This is a genomic window from Actinoplanes sp. NPDC051851 (assembly GCF_040681165.1).
Classification (GTDB): domain Bacteria; phylum Actinomycetota; class Actinomycetes; order Mycobacteriales; family Micromonosporaceae; genus Actinoplanes.
Genome location: NZ_JBFAYF010000044.1, coordinates 19427 through 37046 on the forward strand (window position 1 = coordinate 19427; position 17620 = coordinate 37046).

Below are 17620 nucleotides of genomic sequence, written 5' to 3' on the forward strand. Positions count from 1 at the left end.
GTTCGGTGCCGAGTTCTGACGACGACCAGCGGCCGGTGTCCCGGGCGGGCCGGCTGCGGCTCACCCGGATGCCGTCCCTGCCACCGGGCGGCACGGGCCGCCCGACCATGGACCGCCTGACCGCCCCGCCCGCCCCGCCCGCGGCGCCCGCGCTCCCGGCCGCGCCCTCCTCACCCACCCCGCCCCACCTGCCCGTTCGGCCCGCCGCGCCGCCGGCGCCCGCCGTCCCCGCCACGCGGCGCCCCCGCTGGATCCTTGCCCTGGCCCTCGTGCTGGTCGCCGGGGCCGGCGCCGCCGTCGCCCAGCGCCTGACCGCCGCCCCCGAGCCGGCCGGCGCGGTGGCCACGCCGCCGCCCGAGCCCGACTACTCGTGGACGCCCCCGGTCCTCGACGAGAGCACGGCCCCGCCGCCGGCCGCGGTCTCGCCGCCCACCGTCGCCCCGTCGTCACCGGCCCCGTCCGCGACCACGTCGCCCACGCCGGACGGCCGCGCCAACCCCTCCGGCGCCAACCTGGCCCTGCGCTCCACGGCCACCGCCTCGGGCGTCGAGGGCGACCCCTGGCTCCCGCGGTACGCCGTCGACGGCGACACGACCACCCGCTGGTCCAGCGCTTTCACCGACCCGGGCTGGATCAGCCTCGACCTCGGCGCCCGCTGGCAGGTGACCACTGTCACGCTGGTGTGGGAACGTTCCTATGGTGTCGCCTACCGCGTCGACACCTCCACCGACGGCAGGGCGTGGAAGACCCTCTGGTCCACCACGGCGGGCACCGGCGGCACCGTGAAGATCCCGGCCCGCGACACGGTCGCCCGCTACGTCCGCATGTACGGCACGAAGCGCGTCAGCGAGTACGGCTACAGCCTCCTGGAGTTCCAGGTCCGCTGACCCGGCCCGGCGGGGCGGCCTCGCGCCCCGCCGGCGCGCGATCAGCGGAGCGGTTTCTCGTAGATCCGGTAGTCGACCGGCGTCGCCAGCATCGGCGCGAGCTGCGGGTACTCCTCCTCGAACTGCCCGGTCCGCTGCACCGCGTAGCCCATCCGGGTGTACCAGCCGTGCAGGAACTCCTTCGAGTCCAGGGTGAACTCCCGCGGCACCAGCAGCTCCAGGCGCATCGTCCGGTCGCCCCGGGCCCGGCACGCCGACTCGGCCCAGCGCACCAGGTCGCGCCCGATGCCCTGGCCACGGCGGCGCGGGTCGGCGGCGAGCATCGCGATCTCGCCGGTGTGCGCGTCGATCTGGTGCACCCGGACCACCCCGGCGAGCTCCCCGTCGAGCATGTCCACGACGAGTTCGCCGAGGTGCGCCAGCACGGTGACCTCACCCACGGTGGTCCGGGCGGCCCCGGCCTGCCAGAGCCCCTCCTCGGACTCCGCGTAGACCTGATTGACCATTTCGGTGACCGCGGTGAGGAGCGCGGTGTCGTCGTCGGCGAGCAAGGAAATCATGTCCCTGCCTACGCATCCGGAGGCCGTCCGGTTCGCCCGCCGCGACACGGTGATCGCTACTTCTGAAGACCGGTCAGGAGATCTTTCAGTACGGCCGTCAGATCGGCGGTGTGGGCGCTCAGCTGATTCTCCGACGTCACGGCGCCCGCCGGGACGAGCGCGGTCACCGTGGCGTTCCCCGACCAGGTGATCGCGTGCAGCTTCCCGCCGTCGGCGTAGATCACGCCGCCCTCGCCCACGCCGGTCAGGTCCGCGGCCGGCTGACCTCGCAGCTGCGCCTCGGTCTTCTCGGTGTTCGCGGCCTCGGCGGGCGGCTCGTCGCCCTCGTCCTTGCCGATCAGGTAGCTCGCGGTCAGCTCGTCCCCGTACGTGCAGGTCGCCGTGTAGAGCGTGGGCGTGTCGATCTCCAGCGACGCGTCGAAGACGCCCTTCCCCTCCCCGGTCAGCGCGGGGCAGGTCCCGCCGATGTCCGTCCAGGTCCCGCCCGCCGCCGCGGCCGCTCCCGGACTCTCCTCGCCACCGCTCTCCCCGCAGCCACCCAGCAACGCCACGACCAGTGCCGCCGTGATCCAACGATGTGCGCGCATCTTTCTCTGTCCCCCCGGTCAATACAAGATCGACAGAATGCTCGCATGTGACAGCGGTGCGTCGCGGTCCTGAACGATGCGTCAGTGATCACAGGAACGGTAGCGGCGACCGGTCGGCGAACTGCAGCTTGCCGGGGTTGGCGACATTGTGGAGCGCGACGATCCGGCCGTCCTCGCCGATCTCCGCGGTCAGCGTCGCCAGCACCCGTCCCGCTCCGCGGAACACCAGGCCCGGCACGCCGTTCAGCTCGACGACCGCCGCCGTCATGTCGGCCGGGTCGACCCCCTCGTACGCCCGCTTGCCGACCCCGGCGAACCAGGCGGCGACCCGCTCCGCGCCGACCACCGGGCGCATCGCCTGCCGGACCCGGCCCCCGCCGTCGGTCCAGAGCGCGACGTCCGGCGCGAGCACCTCCATCAGCGTGTTGATGTCCCCGCCGGACGCCGCCGCGAAGAACCGCTCGGTCACCGCCCGCTGCCGGGCCCGGTCCACCGGGAACCGCGGCCGCCGTGCCCGCACGTGCCCGCGCGCCCGGTGCGCCGTCTGCCGCACGCTCTCCGCCGTCCGGTCCACCGCCGCGGCGATCTCCTCGTACCCGAAGCCGAACGCCTCCCGCAGCACGAACACCGCCCGCTCCAGCGGCGTCAGCGTCTCCAGCACCAGCAGCAGCGCCGGCGTCACGTCCACCTCGGGCGCGCTGGTCGGCACCGGCTCCGGCAGCCACGGCCCGGTGTACGCCTCGCGCCGCGCCGCCCGGAGCCGGTCCATCGCCGTGTTGGTGACGATCCGGACCAGGTACGCCCGTGGGTCGTCCACCCTCGACCGGTCGCCCGCCGACCACTTCAGCCAGGTGTCCTGCACCGCGTCCTCGGCATCCGCCGCACTGCCCATAATCCGGTAGGCGACCGCGAACAGCAGCCCTCGATGTTGATCGAAGTCGGTCACCGGTCCGCCCGGTGGCGTCGCTCCATCCGGCGGCGTCGCCCGGTCCGGTGTCACCGTCGCCATCCCAGCGTCGCGTGGCGCGGGAAGCGCAGGGTGCGCCGGAAGGTCTGCCACGGCGACGCGGTCACCGTCTCCTTGTACCAGACCGCCGCGCGCCCGGTGAGGTACCCGCGCGCCGGGGAGTCGTCGGCGCGGGTGAACTGGACGACCGCGTCGTCCCGGCCCAGGCTCACCGGCGCGTGGACGTAGCCGAACCGGAACGGCCTCGGCGCGCGTCCGTTCAGCTCCCGGACGATCTGGGTGGCGGCGTGCACCCCGGTCGGCATCCCGCTCTGGCAGGTCCCGTGCAGCACCCCGTGACGCTGGGTCACGGCTGCCGCGTCGCCCACGGCGTACACGAAAGAATGCGAAACGGAGCGTAAGCAAGCGTCGGTGACGATGCGTCCCTGGTCATCGGCCGTGAGGCCGGCCTCGGCCGCCAGTGCCGGGGCGCGCACGCCCCCGGTCCAGATCACGAGATCAGCGGGAATGCTCTCACCGCCGGCGATCACGATCCCGTCGGGTCGGATCTGGGTGATCTCCACGCCGGAGCGGACCGCGACGCCGAGTCGCCGCAGGGCCCGGTCCAGGTGTGCCTTCGCGCCCGGTCGCATCCGGCTGCCGGGCGCCTCCCGCCCGGCCAGCGTCACGCCCAGCCCCGGGTACTGCCCGGCGATCTCGGCGGCGGTCTCCAGCCCGGTCAGCCCGCTCCCGCAGACCACCAACCGGCCGTCGCGCATCCCGGCCAGGCGGCTCGCGATGAGCGTCGCCTCGCCGATCCCGTACGCGTGCTCCCGCGCTCCCGGGACGGCATCCGGATCGGTGACGCTGCCGAGCGCGTAGATCAGCGTGTCGAAGCCGATCTCCCGCTCGTCGTCGATCCGCACGACCCGGCCACCCAGATCGATCCCGGTCACCCAGCCCCGCTCGAAGGCGATCCCGCTGCCCCTGACCAGCTCGGGTATCCGCAACTCCGCCAGCCGCTGCCCGGACGCCGCCTGGTGCAGCCGTAGCCGCTCGGCGAACCGATCGCTCGCGGTGACCAGCGTGATCGCCACGTCCCGCCGCCGCCTGGTCCGCCCGGCCAGCCCGGCCGCCGCGATCATCCCGGCGTAGCCCGCTCCGAGCACCACGATCCTGCGCATCGCCCCGCTCCTCCCGTCGTCACCGCGTTCGTTCCGCGCGTTCTTTCCGTGCAGGTGACGACGGGGCCGGCGGCGTTCGTGATGCGCTGTGACGCGCGCCACACTCGGCGGTCTACGTGAGCAGGCGGGAGTCGGCGTGTAGCGATGCCGGGAGCTCGATGGTGATCCACTCGTTGTTGTCGGCGGTGCCCTCGGCGCGGCCGCTGGAGAACGGGAAGTTGTTGTCGTTCAGGACCGCGAGGTGGGTCTGGTCGAGGATCGCCACGTCCTCGATGGTCTGGAACGGGAAGGTGAACGTGGTGCCGAAGCCGCCCAGCCTCTTCGGGTTGGCGATGTTCATCAGGTCGACCAGCAGCGTCTTGTCGAGCAGGCCGTCGCCGTTGCGGTCGCGCTTGTCGGTCAGGTAGAGGCGCTTGAACACGGCCGTCGAACCCTGGCCGCCGTCGCGCTCGATCACCAGGAAACGGTTGTCGTCGACCGCGATGGCGTCACCGATCGCGTTGCTCGCCGACTCCAGGCGGTAGGTGTACCGCTTGCCGGTGTACGCCCCGGCCCGGGTGTCGAACTCGTTCAGCCGGAGCTGTCCCGCGACGTCGCCGTTGACGGTGCCCTCGAGGAGCCCGTACAGGAAACGGCCGTTCGGAGAGGTGGCCAGACCCTCGAAGCCCTTGCTGCTGGTGGTGGTGGCGGTGGCCCCGGTGCGCTTCGCGGTCTCCGGGGCGACCACGCCATCCAGCGGCACCGGCGTGGCGAGCATCCGCCCGGCCCGGTCGAAGTGCAGCAGGTACGGCCCGAACTCCTCCCCGATCCAGTACGACCCGTCCGCCGCCTTCACGATCGACTCGGGGTCGAAGTCCGCCCCGGTCAGGACGCGGTCGGCCCGGGTCAGCGGCCAGGGCACGTACCCGTGCGGATCGGTCAGGTTGATCCCGCCGAGCACGTCCACCTGGCTGTCCGCGAAGCTCGGCGCGAGCCGCTGGACGCGGAGCAGGAAGTCCGCCGAGTTCGCCTGGTTGCCGTACCCGTTGTCGGAGAGGACGCCGTACGTCCCGTCCCCGTTGTCCACGATGCCGGAGAAACCCTGCACCGGCTGGTCGGCGAAGGGCGCGGTGAACCCGTGCAGGTCCCCGGTGGCCGCCGTGCCGGACCCCTCGCTGCCCGGGACGAAGCTGCCCGCGGGCAGCGAGGCCCAGCCGGTCAGGGTCGGCGTGGTGACGTGGGCGTGCGAGCCGGCGTTGGCGTTACCGGCGAGGGCGAGTGTGAGGACCAGCGCGCCGGCGCCGGCCAGCGAGCGATTGATGATCTTTCCCATGTGACCGGACACTAGGCATCGATGATGAACCGGTGTCGACCTCGCGATGGACGACCGTACTCCGTCAGTCGATGCCTTCGATGATGCGGAAGTCGCGCTCGGCGCCGTCGGCGAGGGCGGCCAGCGCCTCCTGGTAGGCCGCGCTCTCGTGCACGGCGACGGCCTGCTCGAAGCTGTCGAACTCGATCAGGACGGTGCGCTCGGCGACACCGGCGTCGTGCGCCACGACCCGGCTGCCTCGGGAGAGGACCCGGCCGCCCCCGGCCGTGACGGCCGGACCGGCCAGCGTGTTGTAGGCGGCCAGCTTCCCGGGGTCCGCGATGGTGCGGTACGCGCTGACCCAGTAGCCCTTGGGCATGGAACCTCCAGTGGTGAACGGGTACATCTGACTCACGACCGACGACGGGCGAGAACGAGGCTCGCCACCGTCGTGATCGCCATGGCGACGACACCGGTCAGCGCCGCCGTGGTGTAGGCGCGGTCGTCGGGGAGGAGACGGCCGGGTGCGGTGCCTGCGGCGAGGATCAGCCCGCCGACGGCGCTGCCCAGGGAGTACCCGACGCTGCGGACGACATAGTTGAAGCTCATCGCGCTCGACGTCTCGCTCCTGGGCGTGACGGCCAGGATGACGCCGGGCATCGCGGCCGAGAAACCGCCGACGCCGAGACCGAGCACGCCCATCGCCACGAAGAGTTCGGCCAGGCCCGACCGGGCCGCCGCGAACAGGACGAACCCGCCGCCGACCACGACGGCGCTGCCGGCCAGCAGCAGGGGGCCGGGGATCCGCTGCTGAGCCCGCGGCGTGAGCTTGCCGGCGGCGAACCCGAGTACCGAGAACGGGATGAGGACCAGCCCGGCGACGAAGGTGGTCAACCCGAAGCCGTAGCCGGCGCCGTGCGGGGTCTGCGCGTACCGGGTGATGAGGGTGAGCAGGAGGTACATGCCGATCCCGCCGACGAACATGGCGAGGTTCGCCCCGGCGACCGCCGGGTGCCGTACCGCCCGCACGTCGATCAGGGGCGCCGGGCTGCGCAGCTCGATGACGGTCCAGACGGCGAGCAGCGCCACCGCGGCGACGGCGAGGCCCGCGGCCGCGGCGGGGTGCCCGCTCCACAGGCTCCGTTCGCCGGCCAGGAACAGCACCAGGAGCAGCGCGGCGGCCAGGACGACCGCGCCCGGCACGTCCACCCGGGCAGAGCGGCCCTCGGGGGCGTCGGGCACGGAGCGCCATGCGGTCAGGAGGGCGGCGGCGGTGACGACCAGGCCGAAGCCGTACGCGGCGCGGACCCCGCCGAGCCCGGCGAGCAGCGCGGCCAGCGGGTAGCCGACGCCGGCCCCGATGATCGAGACCACCGAGATCAGGGCGATCACGGCCGCGCCGCGCTCCTCGGGGAGGTGGTCCCGGGCCACGCCCATCATCAGCGCCGTCAGCCCGAGCCCGACGCCCTGGGCCGCCCGGCCGGCCAGCAGCCACGCGAACGGCAGCGGCAGCACGGTGAGCGCGCTGCCCGCGACGACGACCGCCAGCGTGGCGAGGATGGTGACCCGCCGGTGCGGACCGGCGCCGAGCCGTCCCAGGACCGGTGTGGCGACGGCGCCGCTGAACAGCGCGACGGTCAGCGTCCACTGCGCGCTGCCGAGCGACACGTGGAACGAGGTCGCCACGCTGGTGATGAGCGGCGTCCCGAGGCTGGCGACCGCGGCCACGACCAGAGCGATGAAGACCAGGGCGGGGACGAGCAGCCGCGTCTGCACCCCGTTCATCGCTTCGGCCCGTCGCGGTCCTGGTTCTCCAGCTCCGCCAGATGCCGCAGCGCCGGAAGGGCCGCCATCAGCGCCGCGATCTCGTCGCCGGTGAGCTCGCCGATCAACCGCTCGAACGCCTGGACGCCCGCCTGGTGCCGCGTCCGCACATAGGCGGCGCCGGCCTCGGTCAGGGAGACCAGCGTGACCCGCTTGTCGGACGGGTTGCCCTGCCGCTCGACCAGGCCGGACTCCTCCATCACCCGGACCAGGGTGGTCATCGCGGGCTGGGTGACGCCCTCGACCGCGGCCAGGTCGGTGATCCGCCGCGGCCCGGTCCGGTCCAGGGTGGCCAGGGTGGCGGCGGAGGTCAGGCTCATGTCCCGGGGCAGCCGCCGCGCGGCCCTGGTGGCCAGCCCGTAGAGGGCCGCCCCGATGTCAGCGCCCGCAGCATCGTCTCGACGACTCACGCCCGAAGCATAGCATTTTTATATTTAAATTCTATGGAAGTGACGGTCTCACGGACGCGCGGCGGCGCGGTCCAGCACGTCGTCGGCCGGGCAGCGGTTGCGGTACACGTACGTGTCCGCGAAATCGGCCACCGCGTCGCGCAGTGCCCGGTCGGCGCCGTGCCGCGCGAGCGCGCCGTAGGCCGCCAGGAAGCAGGCCCGGGCCGCGGCGGCGAGGACCGGGTCGGTGAGGCCGTCCCGTGCCGCGCGCTCCCACAGGCCGCGCTCGCCGACCAGGTGCGCGGTCGCCGCGTACGCCTCCGCGGCCGCCGGCGGGTCGTCGAGCAGCACGGTGGCGACGGTCGCCGGGACCCGCCAGTTCTGCCCGGCCTGCCGGTCGGCGACGTCGAGCTCCAGGTGGCCGCGCGCGGCGACCGGCGGGCGCAGGGCGGTGAGGTGCCGCTGCAGGTCGGCCTCGGTGATCCGGTTGCCGGCCCGGAGCCGCTCGCGCAGGGTGCGCCCGGTCACGGTCGGTGCCTCCATGACGTACGCCGTCCAGGCCGTACGCGGATCGACCCCGATCCGGCCCTCGCTGGTCGGCAGCACCGGGAGGTCCCGCCGCAGGGCCTGTCGCACGCTGCGCCAGCCGGTCGGGCGGCCGTGCCGCAGCGGAGCGTTCGCGAACGCGGCGGCCAGCACCGGTGCCAGGGTGTGCGCGAGAGCCCAGCGCTGCTGGAGTCCGAGGATGCCGCCGCCCTCGAGGCCCGCCTCCAGGCCGACCCGGATGCCGGCGGTCGCGGTGCCGAGCGCGTGCGCGGGGCCCTCCGGGTGCACGGTGTCGGTGGCGTGCGGCAGGACGGTCAGCCCGTGCTGCTCGACGACGCGCTGGGAGGCGGCCAGGTCGTCCTGCATCCGGCGCAGCGCCACCTCGAGGCCGGGGGAGGGCGGCCCGCTGACCACCATGACCCGGGGCGAGCGGGCGTCCAGGAATCCGTGGCGCAGGGACCGGCGGCCGGTGGGCGCGCAGGCCGGGTCGAGCAGCAGGTCGACGGCGATTCCCACGAAGCCGGGCACCGCCGGCGCGAACGCGCTCGCGGCGATGAGTTCCTCGGCGGCCCGCTCGGTCAGGAAGGTCACTGCTGCCTCCGAATGCTCGTGTCGCGGTTCCTCCTGCCGCGAGGGCCCACCATAGCATTCCTATCTGAGGGATAGGAATAGCCGGTCACGGCGCCGGCGAATGGCGCCGAGGGCCCGCCCGGCGCCCGCCGGTCGGCGCCGGGAACCTACCGGATCGCACCGTAAAGCACCCTGCCGGGTCACCGATATCGAGATAGGTTCCTAGGATGCCCTAGGGGGCGTCATCGGGGGAACTGCTGATATCCCCGGGGTTCACGGGGTCCTACGGTCGGAGCATGACATCGAATCCGGTCACCGTCCGGTGGTCGGCCCTCGCCGGCCCGGTCCTGCTGCTGTTCTACGGTGTCCTCCGCCTGCTCGGTGGCGTGTTCACGAACCTCGGCCACCTGGCCTTCCTCGTCGGCCTCCTGGTCTTCGCGCTGCTGGTCACCGGCCTGCGCGCCCTGGTCCCGCCCGGTTCCCGCCGGCTCGCCACGATCGCCGCCGGCGCCGCGCTCGCCGGGCTCGCCCTGCTCTGCGCCGCGATCCTCGCCGACCTCCCGTTCGACCTGCGGGAGACGCCGGGCGTACCCGAAACGGCGGGTTTGACTCTCTTCCCGGTGGGTGCGCTGACGCTCTTCGGGCTGCTGGTCGCCGCCCGCCGTCTGCCCGCCTGGACGCCGCTGCTCTTCGGCGCCGGCATCGCCCTGAGCCTGCTGGAGCTCGCCCTGCTCCCAGCCGGCGCCCTGCTCATCCTGCTCGCCCTCGGCCCGCTGCGCCGCCACACGCCCGAGCCCGCCCTACGCCCGCGGCTGGCGAGCGGCCTCCGCTGACCCGGTCGATTCTGTCCCGCCCGGGCCGCCGGATCGTCGGCCCGGGTTCGATCGTGGCCCGGCCGGCGTGCCCCGCGGGCGGTTAGCCGGCGATCCGGAGTGCCTCAGGCCGGTCGGCTGGCGATCCGGAGTGCCTCAGGCCGGTCGGCTGGCGTTCCGGGGTGTCGCGGGCGCTCCGAGAGACCCCGGAACACCAGCCACGCGGGGAAAGCTGGCGCCCAGGGGTCACTCAAGCCCGCCGAGACACCCGTGACCACCAGCCACGGGGATCGTCCCCGCAGTCGATCATGAAAGGTCGATCAAGCCGGGCCACACCGGGCCCACCCCGGACCGTGACCGAGAACGCCCACCCCGCCGGCATCGACCAGCGGAGTCGCCGCGGAGGGGAAGCGAGCGGGATGCACTGAAAACGCACGTCGATCGGGGTATTGAAACGTAAAACCCGACTGCAACGGCCGGGTTCCGCTAGTCGCCGTCGCCCGTGCCGATCTGACCTTTCGTACGGGTCGGAACGGCGAAAGGCGAAGAGATGGGTGCGATCCGGGCACGGGTAGCCGCGTGGCGGCCCCGCCCCTGGGTGACGGCGCTGCTCGCCACCACCCTGGCCGTGCTCTCCGGGCTGGCGCTGCTGGACGCCGGACGGCACGCCCGCATCGTCGACGAGCTCTCCGCGGTCGGGAGTCAGGTCACGGCGTACCAGGAGGCGGCCTATCTCTCGGCGACCGAGCTGTCGCTGATCCAGGCGTCGCTCGCCGAGCCGTACGGTATCGAGCGGGCCCGGCTGCTGGGCGCGGACCGGCAGACGTACGAGGCGATGCGGGCGATCGCCGAGACGGAGGCGGAGTTCGCGATGCAGGCCGGGCTGATCGCGGTACGGCAGCTGAACCTGCGCCCGCAGATCGAGAACTTCCTCGGCCAGCTGGACCGGGGCGACCGCGACGCCGCCCGGGTGACGCTGGCGACGATGCTGGAGCCGGCGTACGGGCGGATCGCCGAGCGCCTCGGTGCGATGAAGAACGTCTACCTGGCCCGCTACCGGGACCGGTTGGCGTCGGCGGAGCACGACTCGGCGGGGCTGCTGCGGGCGAGCCTGACCACCTTCGGGCTGAGCCTGGTGGTGCTGGCCCTCTTCGGCTGGTCGTCGCGGGCGTACCGGCACGCGGTGGAGCGCCTGGCCGCCACCGACGTGCTGACCGGGCTGCCGAACCGGACGGCGTTCACCGCCCACGTGCAGCGTGCGCTGACCGCTGGTCCGGCGCCCTCGGTGCTGATCGTCAACATCGACGGCTTCCGGTACGTCAACGACCAGCTCGGCCCGCGCGTCGGTGACCTGCTGCTCTCCGAGGCCGGTCGCCGGCTGGCCGCCTCGGTCCGCTCCACCGACGTGGTCTCCCGTCTCGGCGGGGACGACTTCGCGGTGCTGCTGCTCGACAGCGACCCGGCGGCCGCCCCGGAGATCGCCGCCCGGCTGCACGCCGCGTTCGACGAGTCGTTCCTGCTGGACGACGTCACCGTGGACCTCGAGGTCAGCGTGGGCGCGGCCACGGCGGGCCCGGACGACGACCTGAGCACGCTGCTCGGGCACGCCGACACCGCGATGCGGGAGGCCAAGGAGCATCGGGAGGGTTTCCGGGCGTACGTCGGAAAGGGCCAGGACGGTGACGCCCGGCTGACCCTGCTCGGCGACCTCCGCCGCGGGATGGACGACCCGGACCAGCTGACGCTGCACTACCAGCCGAAGATCGCCCTGGCGACCGGCGAGATGATCGGCGTCGAGGCCCTCGCGCGCTGGACGCATCCGGTGACCGGCCCGATCTCGCCCGGCCAGTTCATCCCGGTGGTGGAGTCGACCGGCCTGATCCACCGGTTCACCGACCGGGTGCTGGACATCGCCCTGCGGCAGGCCGGAGCCTGGCTGACCGCGGGGCACCGGGTGCCGGTCGCGGTGAACGTCTCCACGCGCAGCCTGCTCGACCCGACGTTCCCGGAGCGGGTCGGCGCCGCCCTGCTCGCCGCCGGTGTCCCCGGTGAGCTGCTCTGCGTCGAGGTCACCGAGCACAGCGTGATGTCCGACCCGTCGACGGCGATCGAGGCGCTGCGCCGGATCCGCGAGCTGGGCGTGAAGACCTCGATCGACGACTACGGCACCGGGTACTCGTCGATGAGCTACCTGCGGCTGCTCCCGGCCGACGAACTGAAGATCGACCGTTCGTTCGTCATGGGGATCACCGCGGACGCCGGGAGCCGCGCGCTGGTCGCGTCCACCGTCGACCTGGGGCACAGCCTGGGCCTGGTGGTGGTCGCCGAGGGCATCGAGGACCAGGAGACCGCGGACGCGCTGACCTCGCTGGGCTGCGACACCGCGCAGGGCTACCACTTCGCCCGCCCGATGCCGGCCGCCGACCTGACCGCCCGGCTGGGTGCGGAGCTCGTCACCAGCGCGGGCTGAGGTTCGCCTCGTGATGCCGTGATGGCCGCCATGCGGCTCGGCGTACTGGTCCGGGCACCTGGGCGCACCGATCGGCTGAGCGGGTCGAGATCGACCGTCCACTGTGGCAGGCTCGGCGGATGACCGAACCGCTCGACTCCGGCCGTCCGCACCCGGCCCGCGTCTACGACTACCTGCTGGGCGGCAAGGACAACTTCGCCGCCGACCGGGCCGCCGCCGAACAGGGCCTGCAGGCGAACCCGAACGCCGCCACCGCGCCGCGGGAGAACCGGGCGTTCCTGCGGCGCACGGTGCGGTTCCTGGCCGAGTCCGGGGTGCGGCAGTTCCTCGACATCGGCACCGGGCTGCCCACCTCGCCGAACACGCACGAGATCGCCCAGGCGGTGAACCCGGCGGCGCGGATCGTCTACGCCGACAACGACCCGCTCGTGCTCGCCCATGCCCGCGCGCTGCTGACCAGCGCACCCGAGGGGCGGACCGCGTACGTCGACGCCGCGTTCCAGGAGGGGGAGCGGATCCTGGACAGCCCCGGGGTCCGGGACACGCTCGACCTGACCGAACCGGTCGCGCTGCTGCTCTTCGCGGTGCTGCACTTCATCGAGGACGCGGACGACCCGTACGGCACCGTCGCGCGGCTGATGGACGCGCTGCCCGGCGGCAGTTACCTGGTGGTCTCGCACATCACCGCCGACCACGACCCGGAGGGCTGGGCGCGGTTCACCGCGGTGATGCGCCGTCAGGGCATGGCCAGCCGGTTGCGCTCGCTCGACGAGGTCGCCCGCTTCTTCACCGGCCTCGACCCGGTCGCCCCGGGTGTCGTCCCGATCCTGCGCTGGCGCCCCGAGGCCGACTCCCCGTTCACCGACACCCAGGTGGCCCTCTACGGCGGTGTCGGGAGAAAGCCCTAGCTCTCAGGTCCGGGCGGCGCCGTCCGATCGTTCTTGGGGGTGGAGGATGCGCTCGGGACAGCTCGGATTGCCGCGGTTCGCCGTCGTGCTGATCACCATGGTGCTGGTCAGCGAGATCCTGGCGGTCGTGTACCCGCCGGCGCGCTCCGCCGTGCTCGGGATCTGGCTGCTGGTGCTCGACCCGCTCGGCGTCGTCTACTCGTGGCGGGCCGCGCGGCGGGCCACCGGGAGCGCGCTGACCTGGCGTCTGGCGACGGCGGGGCGGGCCTGCTCGGCGGCGTCGACGGTGATCTGGACGGTGGACACGCTGCACCATTCGGCGGCGTCGTACTGGGGTGCGACGGTCTGCGGGCTCGCGATGTTCGCGCTGCTGAGCGCGTCGGCGCTGAGCATCTCGACGTACCGTCTCGCGGGCAGTCACCGGTGGGCGTTCCTGGCCGAGGTGGGCACCGTGCTCAGCAGCGGTTTCATGCTGATCTGGTACTTCGCGCTGGAGCCGGCGCTGGTCAAGGGCGCCGGGGCGGCCTGGGGCTACGAGCTCGGCTACCCGCTCGGCAACCTGCTGCTGCTCTGCGCCGTGGTGGTGGTGCTGATCCGCGGCGCGGTGGCGCGGATGGTCCGGCCGCTGATGGTGCTGCTCGGCGGGATGCTGCTCTACGCGGTCGGCGACGCGGCGTTCTCCGCGGTCCGGGTCCAGGGCCAGGCGACCGGCGAGTCGATTCTGGCCTCCAGCTGCCTGGTGATCGCCTCGCTGCTGATGACGGTCGCCGCGATGCAGCAGTGCGCCCGGGACGACACCGAGGCCGCGCCGGCCACCATGCCCGCCTGGTCGGCGCATCTGCCGTACGCCTGCGTCGCGGCCGGCTCCACCCTGCTGGTGGTCTTCACCATCCGCGAGCACGCGTTCATGCCGTGGGGCGGGCTCGCGATCGGCCAGGCGGTGATGACCGCGACGCTCGCGCTGCGCCAGTTCATCTCGGTACGGGACAGCCACCGCCTCACCGTGATCGACGCCCTCACCGGCCTCGCCAACATCACCGGGCTGCGGCTGGCGATGGACCGGCGGCTGCGGGACCGCAACAGCACCGCGCTGATGCTCGTCGACCTGGACGACTTCAAACTGATCAACGACGGGTACGGCCACGCGGTCGGCGACCGGGTGCTCATCGAGTTCGCCCGGCTGACCCGCGGCGCGATCCGGCGCGGCGACGTGGCGGCCCGGGTCGGCGGCGACGAGTTCGTGGTGCTGCTCGCCGGGGTCGCCGAGGAGTCCCAGGCGGTCGCGGTCGCCGACCGGATCCTCGCCGCGCTCGCCGACCACCCGGTGCTCGCCGACGGCGACGAGATCACCATCCGGGCCAGCATCGGCCTGGCGCTGGCCGCGCCCGGCGACTCGGCCCAGGAGCTGCAGCGCCGCGCGGACCTGGCGATGTACGAGTCGAAGCGCTCCGGGGCACACGGCTGGCGGCTCTACGACGCGTCGATGATCGACCGCCGGGCCCGCGAGGCGCTGATCGGTGACAAGCTGCTGCCGAGTCTCGCGGCCGGCCAGTTCGAGCTCCACTACCAGCCGATCGTGCAGCTGCCCGAGGGCTCGGTCCGCTCGGTGGAGGCGCTGCTGCGCTGGACGCACCCGGCGCTCGGCCCGGTCTCCCCGGTCGAGTTCATCCCGATCGCCGAGCGGACCGGCGCGATCGTGGAGATCGGCTCGTGGGTGCTGGCCGAGGCGTGCGCGCAGGCCCAGCGCTGGCGCGAGTCGGGCCTGTCCGCCCTGCACATGAACGTCAACGTCTCCCCGCGCCAGTTGCAGAACGGCGGATTCCTCGCCGAGGTCCTCGCCACCCTGGAGCGCACCGGGCTGCCCGCCGGCCGGCTTCTGCTGGAGATCACCGAGTCCGCGGTCGTCGACGAGTCCGCGGTCCCGGCCCTCGACGCCCTGCGCCGACACGGCGTCCGCATCGCCATCGACGACTTCGGCACGGGCTACTCCTCCCTGCAGTACCTCGCCCGCCTCCCGGTCGACGTCCTCAAGATCGACCGCGCGTTCGTCGCCGAGCTGGACGGCACCCCGCGCGGCGCCGCGGTCGCCGAGGCGGTGATCCGGCTGAGCACGGTCCTCGACCTGTGCGTGGTCGCCGAGGGCGTCGAGACCACGGCCCAGGCCACCGAGCTGCAGTCCCTGGGCTGCTCCGTCGCCCAGGGCTACCTCTACGGCAAGCCCATGACCGCCGCCGAGTTCACTGCCGTCAGCTCCATGCTCCCCACCCATGCCGCCTGACGTCCCTCGCCACCTTCGCTTTCCCCCGCTCTGCGCCCTTGCATGACCATTCTTCGGTACGTGATGTGTTCCGCGACCTTCAGCGCTCCCGCTCAGGGTGGCGCCGGGCCGCGCCGATCTTCCCGTCGGGGTAAGCCCTGATCGATGCTCGTGGTCATCACGGATGTGTGGCGCCGGGGCCCGCTGCGAGCCTGAGCGGATGACCCGCACCTGGCGCACCCTCACCGTCTGGCTGCACGTCCTCACCTCGGTCACCTGGATGGCCCAGGCCATGACCATGTGCCTGCTGCTCTGCGTGGCCTTCGCCACGACCGACCCGTCCGTCGCGCACGCCGCCATGTCGATGTCCCTGAAGGTCGACGGCCGCCTGGTCGGCCCGATGGCGGACGCCTCCGCCTTCACCGGTTTCATGCTGGCGGCCGCCACGCCGTGGGGCTTCTTCCGGCACTGGTGGGTGGCGGTCAAGTTCACCATCACGGTGGTCCAGCTCTACATCGGCATCTTCCTGCTCTCCCCGGCCCTGGCCCATGCCGCGACCGCCGGCCCGACCCCGCTCCAGATCACCGGCACGGTCCTGATGGCCTCCGCGATCGCCTTCCAGGCCTGGCTCTCCCTCGCCAAGCCCTGGGGCCGCATCCGCGCGGCCCGCCCCGCCCCGACCGCACCCCGCTGGATCTTCGTGGTCGCCGTCGCCGGCACCGTCGTCGACCTGGCCGTCGCCTTCTGGGCCGGCCACCCCATGCCCCTGCTCTGCCTGACCCTGCTGACCGTGACCCTGCTCCGCCGCCCGAGCTGGATCCGCACCCCGCGCCGCACCCCCGCGCCCACGACCCCCGTCTGACGGGCCGCTCCCGGTGCCCCACTCCCGCGAAGGCGTTCCGGTGCGGCCCCGGATGGGGTGAGGTGACCGAACCCCGTACCCGGGGAGGAGGGGTGGCATGGTACACAACCTGGCACACACCGATCCTGGTTGAAATGTTTCACAAGGCATGGAACTCTGGCGGGGGATCGGCCGTGGATCGCGTTTCAACGTTACGTTCAAGAAAGGCCACCGGGTTGACACAGCAGCCGCGCAACGGACGGGCCCCCTCGGTCAAGGACGTCGCCGCGGCGGCCGGCGTCTCGCTCGGCACCGTGTCGAACGTGCTGAACCGGCCCTCGGTGGTCAGCACGGCGACCCGGGAGCGGGTCGAGCGGGCGATGGCCGACCTCGGGTTCGTGCGCAACGAGTCGGCGCGCCAGCTGCGGGCCGGGACCAGCCGGGCCCTCGCCTACGTGATGCTCGACGGCGGCAACCCGTTCTTCCACGACGTCGCCGAGGGTATCGAGGACGCCGCCGATGCCGCCGACCTGTCGCTCTTCGTCTGCAACAGCAACGGGCGGGCCGAGCGCGAGTCCAAGCACCTCGACCGGCTGTTGCAGCAGCGGGTGCAGGGCATCCTGATCACCCCGGTCGACCCGGACGCGCAGCATCTGGCGGACATCGCCCGGCGCGGCGTGCCGTTCGTGATGGTCGACCGGCTGAGCCGCGCGGGCGGGCACTGCTCGGTCGCGGTGGACGACGTGCTGGGTGGCCGGATCGCCGTGGAGCACCTGATCGATCGGGGTCACGAGCGGGTCGCGTTCGTCGGTGGCCCGGAGAGCATCGGGCAGGTCCGGGAGCGCTATCAGGGAGCGCGGGAGGTGTGGGCGGAGTTCGGCCGGCCCGCCGAGGACCTGATCTACCTGCCGACCGAGGCGCTGACCGTGAGCGAGGGGCGTTCGGCGGGGGAGCGGCTGGCCGGGCTGCCGTCGCGGCGCCGCCCGACCGCGGCGTTCTGCGCGAACGACCTGCTGGCGCTCGGCCTGCTGCAGCACGCGGTGACGGCCGGGCTGCGGGTGCCGGGCGACCTGGCGATCGTCGGCTTCGACGACATCGACTTCGCGGCGGCCGCGGCGGTCCCGCTGACCTCGGTCCGGCAGCCCCGGCAGGAGCTGGGGCGTACGGCCGCGCGCCTGGTCCTGGACGAGGCGACCAACCCGGACCACGAGCATGAGCAGGCCACGTTCGTCCCGGCGCTGGTCGCCAGGGCGTCGTCGGGGATCGTCCGGGGTGGGTAGGGCCGGGGATCGTCAGGGGTGGGGTAGGAAGGCCGCAGAACGGGTATGAGGACAGGTGACCGAGGAGGTTGCCATGACCATTCCCGAGCCGACCGGCCGGCCGGACATCGAGCGCCCGATCGACCTCAACGACGACCCGGACCGGGCCAAGGCGGGCCCGGCCCCCATGCCGGAACACCACCAGGAGCCGGACAGCCCGCGCACCGGGGTGCCCGCGAGCGACAAGTGAGGAAATGCGGTGGCGGCCCGAACCGGTTACCGCCACCGC

Annotated in this window: 17 protein-coding genes; 8 read left to right on the forward strand and 9 right to left on the reverse strand. The window is 73.1% G+C overall.

The annotated features are described in order from the left end of the window. The first annotated feature begins 5 nt into the window (after window positions 1-5). Window positions 6-887 (forward strand): discoidin domain-containing protein, encoded by an 882-nt coding sequence (locus AB0M08_RS32985; protein WP_364501875.1) that lies wholly within the window; start codon window positions 6-8, stop codon window positions 885-887. Between the two features lie 41 nt (window positions 888-928). Here AB0M08_RS32985 and AB0M08_RS32990 read toward each other — a convergent pair whose 3' ends face one another. The 9 genes from AB0M08_RS32990 to AB0M08_RS33030 all read right to left on the reverse strand — a co-directional run bounded on the left by AB0M08_RS32990 (window position 929) and on the right by AB0M08_RS33030 (window position 8805). Next, window positions 929-1447, reverse strand: coding sequence for a GNAT family N-acetyltransferase (locus tag AB0M08_RS32990; protein WP_364501878.1), 519 nt, complete (start codon window positions 1445-1447; stop codon window positions 929-931). A 56-nt stretch (window positions 1448-1503) separates the two neighbouring features. Further along, window positions 1504-2034: a hypothetical protein gene (locus AB0M08_RS32995; RefSeq protein ID WP_364501881.1), complete on the reverse strand. Its 531-nt coding sequence runs from the start codon at window positions 2032-2034 to the stop codon at window positions 1504-1506. An 88-nt stretch (window positions 2035-2122) separates the two neighbouring features. Continuing rightward, complete coding sequence (sigJ, locus tag AB0M08_RS33000) at window positions 2123-2980, reverse strand: RNA polymerase sigma factor SigJ (protein WP_364501884.1); 858 nt, start codon at window positions 2978-2980, stop codon at window positions 2123-2125. 50 nt (window positions 2981-3030) lie between these two features. Beyond that, window positions 3031-4164: an FAD-dependent oxidoreductase gene (locus AB0M08_RS33005; RefSeq protein ID WP_364501886.1), complete on the reverse strand. Its 1134-nt coding sequence runs from the start codon at window positions 4162-4164 to the stop codon at window positions 3031-3033. A gap of 112 nt (window positions 4165-4276) precedes the next feature. Continuing rightward, window positions 4277-5476 (reverse strand): esterase-like activity of phytase family protein, encoded by a 1200-nt coding sequence (locus AB0M08_RS33010; RefSeq protein ID WP_364501889.1) that lies wholly within the window; start codon window positions 5474-5476, stop codon window positions 4277-4279. A gap of 64 nt (window positions 5477-5540) precedes the next feature. Then, window positions 5541-5834, reverse strand: coding sequence for a DUF1330 domain-containing protein (locus AB0M08_RS33015; protein WP_364501891.1), 294 nt, complete (start codon window positions 5832-5834; stop codon window positions 5541-5543). Between the two features lie 32 nt (window positions 5835-5866). Beyond that, the gene (locus AB0M08_RS33020) at window positions 5867-7231 is read right to left on the reverse strand and encodes an MFS transporter (RefSeq protein ID WP_364501893.1); all 1365 of its coding nucleotides are present in this window, start codon (window positions 7229-7231) and stop codon (window positions 5867-5869) included. A gap of 5 nt (window positions 7232-7236) precedes the next feature. Next, a complete protein-coding gene (locus tag AB0M08_RS33025) occupies window positions 7237-7689 on the reverse strand; it encodes a MarR family transcriptional regulator (RefSeq protein ID WP_364501896.1) in 453 nt (150 codons plus the stop codon). A 48-nt stretch (window positions 7690-7737) separates the two neighbouring features. After that, the gene (locus AB0M08_RS33030; RefSeq protein ID WP_364501898.1) at window positions 7738-8805 is read right to left on the reverse strand and encodes a glutamate-cysteine ligase family protein; all 1068 of its coding nucleotides are present in this window, start codon (window positions 8803-8805) and stop codon (window positions 7738-7740) included. A 275-nt stretch (window positions 8806-9080) separates the two neighbouring features. On the opposite strand from AB0M08_RS33030, the gene AB0M08_RS33035 reads away from it, so the two are divergent. From AB0M08_RS33035 to AB0M08_RS33065, 7 genes are all read left to right on the forward strand, one after another. Next, window positions 9081-9617: a hypothetical protein gene (locus AB0M08_RS33035; protein ID WP_364501901.1), complete on the forward strand. Its 537-nt coding sequence runs from the start codon at window positions 9081-9083 to the stop codon at window positions 9615-9617. Between the two features lie 529 nt (window positions 9618-10146). Then, window positions 10147-12066 (forward strand): bifunctional diguanylate cyclase/phosphodiesterase, encoded by a 1920-nt coding sequence (locus AB0M08_RS33040; RefSeq protein WP_364501904.1) that lies wholly within the window; start codon window positions 10147-10149, stop codon window positions 12064-12066. A 119-nt stretch (window positions 12067-12185) separates the two neighbouring features. Next, window positions 12186-12974 (forward strand): SAM-dependent methyltransferase, encoded by a 789-nt coding sequence (locus AB0M08_RS33045; RefSeq protein WP_364501907.1) that lies wholly within the window; start codon window positions 12186-12188, stop codon window positions 12972-12974. Between the two features lie 46 nt (window positions 12975-13020). Beyond that, window positions 13021-15252 carry a bifunctional diguanylate cyclase/phosphodiesterase gene (locus tag AB0M08_RS33050; RefSeq protein ID WP_364501910.1) on the forward strand — a complete coding sequence of 744 codons (2232 nt, stop codon included), beginning with the start codon at window positions 13021-13023 and terminating at the stop codon, window positions 15250-15252. A 199-nt stretch (window positions 15253-15451) separates the two neighbouring features. Next, window positions 15452-16093, forward strand: coding sequence for a hypothetical protein (locus AB0M08_RS33055; protein WP_364501913.1), 642 nt, complete (start codon window positions 15452-15454; stop codon window positions 16091-16093). Between the two features lie 215 nt (window positions 16094-16308). Then, entirely contained in the window at window positions 16309-17352 is a 1044-nt protein-coding gene (locus AB0M08_RS33060; protein WP_364501916.1) for a LacI family DNA-binding transcriptional regulator, read from the forward strand. Window positions 17353-17425: 73 nt separating this feature from the next. Further along, window positions 17426-17581 carry a hypothetical protein gene (locus AB0M08_RS33065; protein ID WP_364501917.1) on the forward strand — a complete coding sequence of 52 codons (156 nt, stop codon included), beginning with the start codon at window positions 17426-17428 and terminating at the stop codon, window positions 17579-17581. Window positions 17582-17620: the final 39 nt, after the last annotated feature.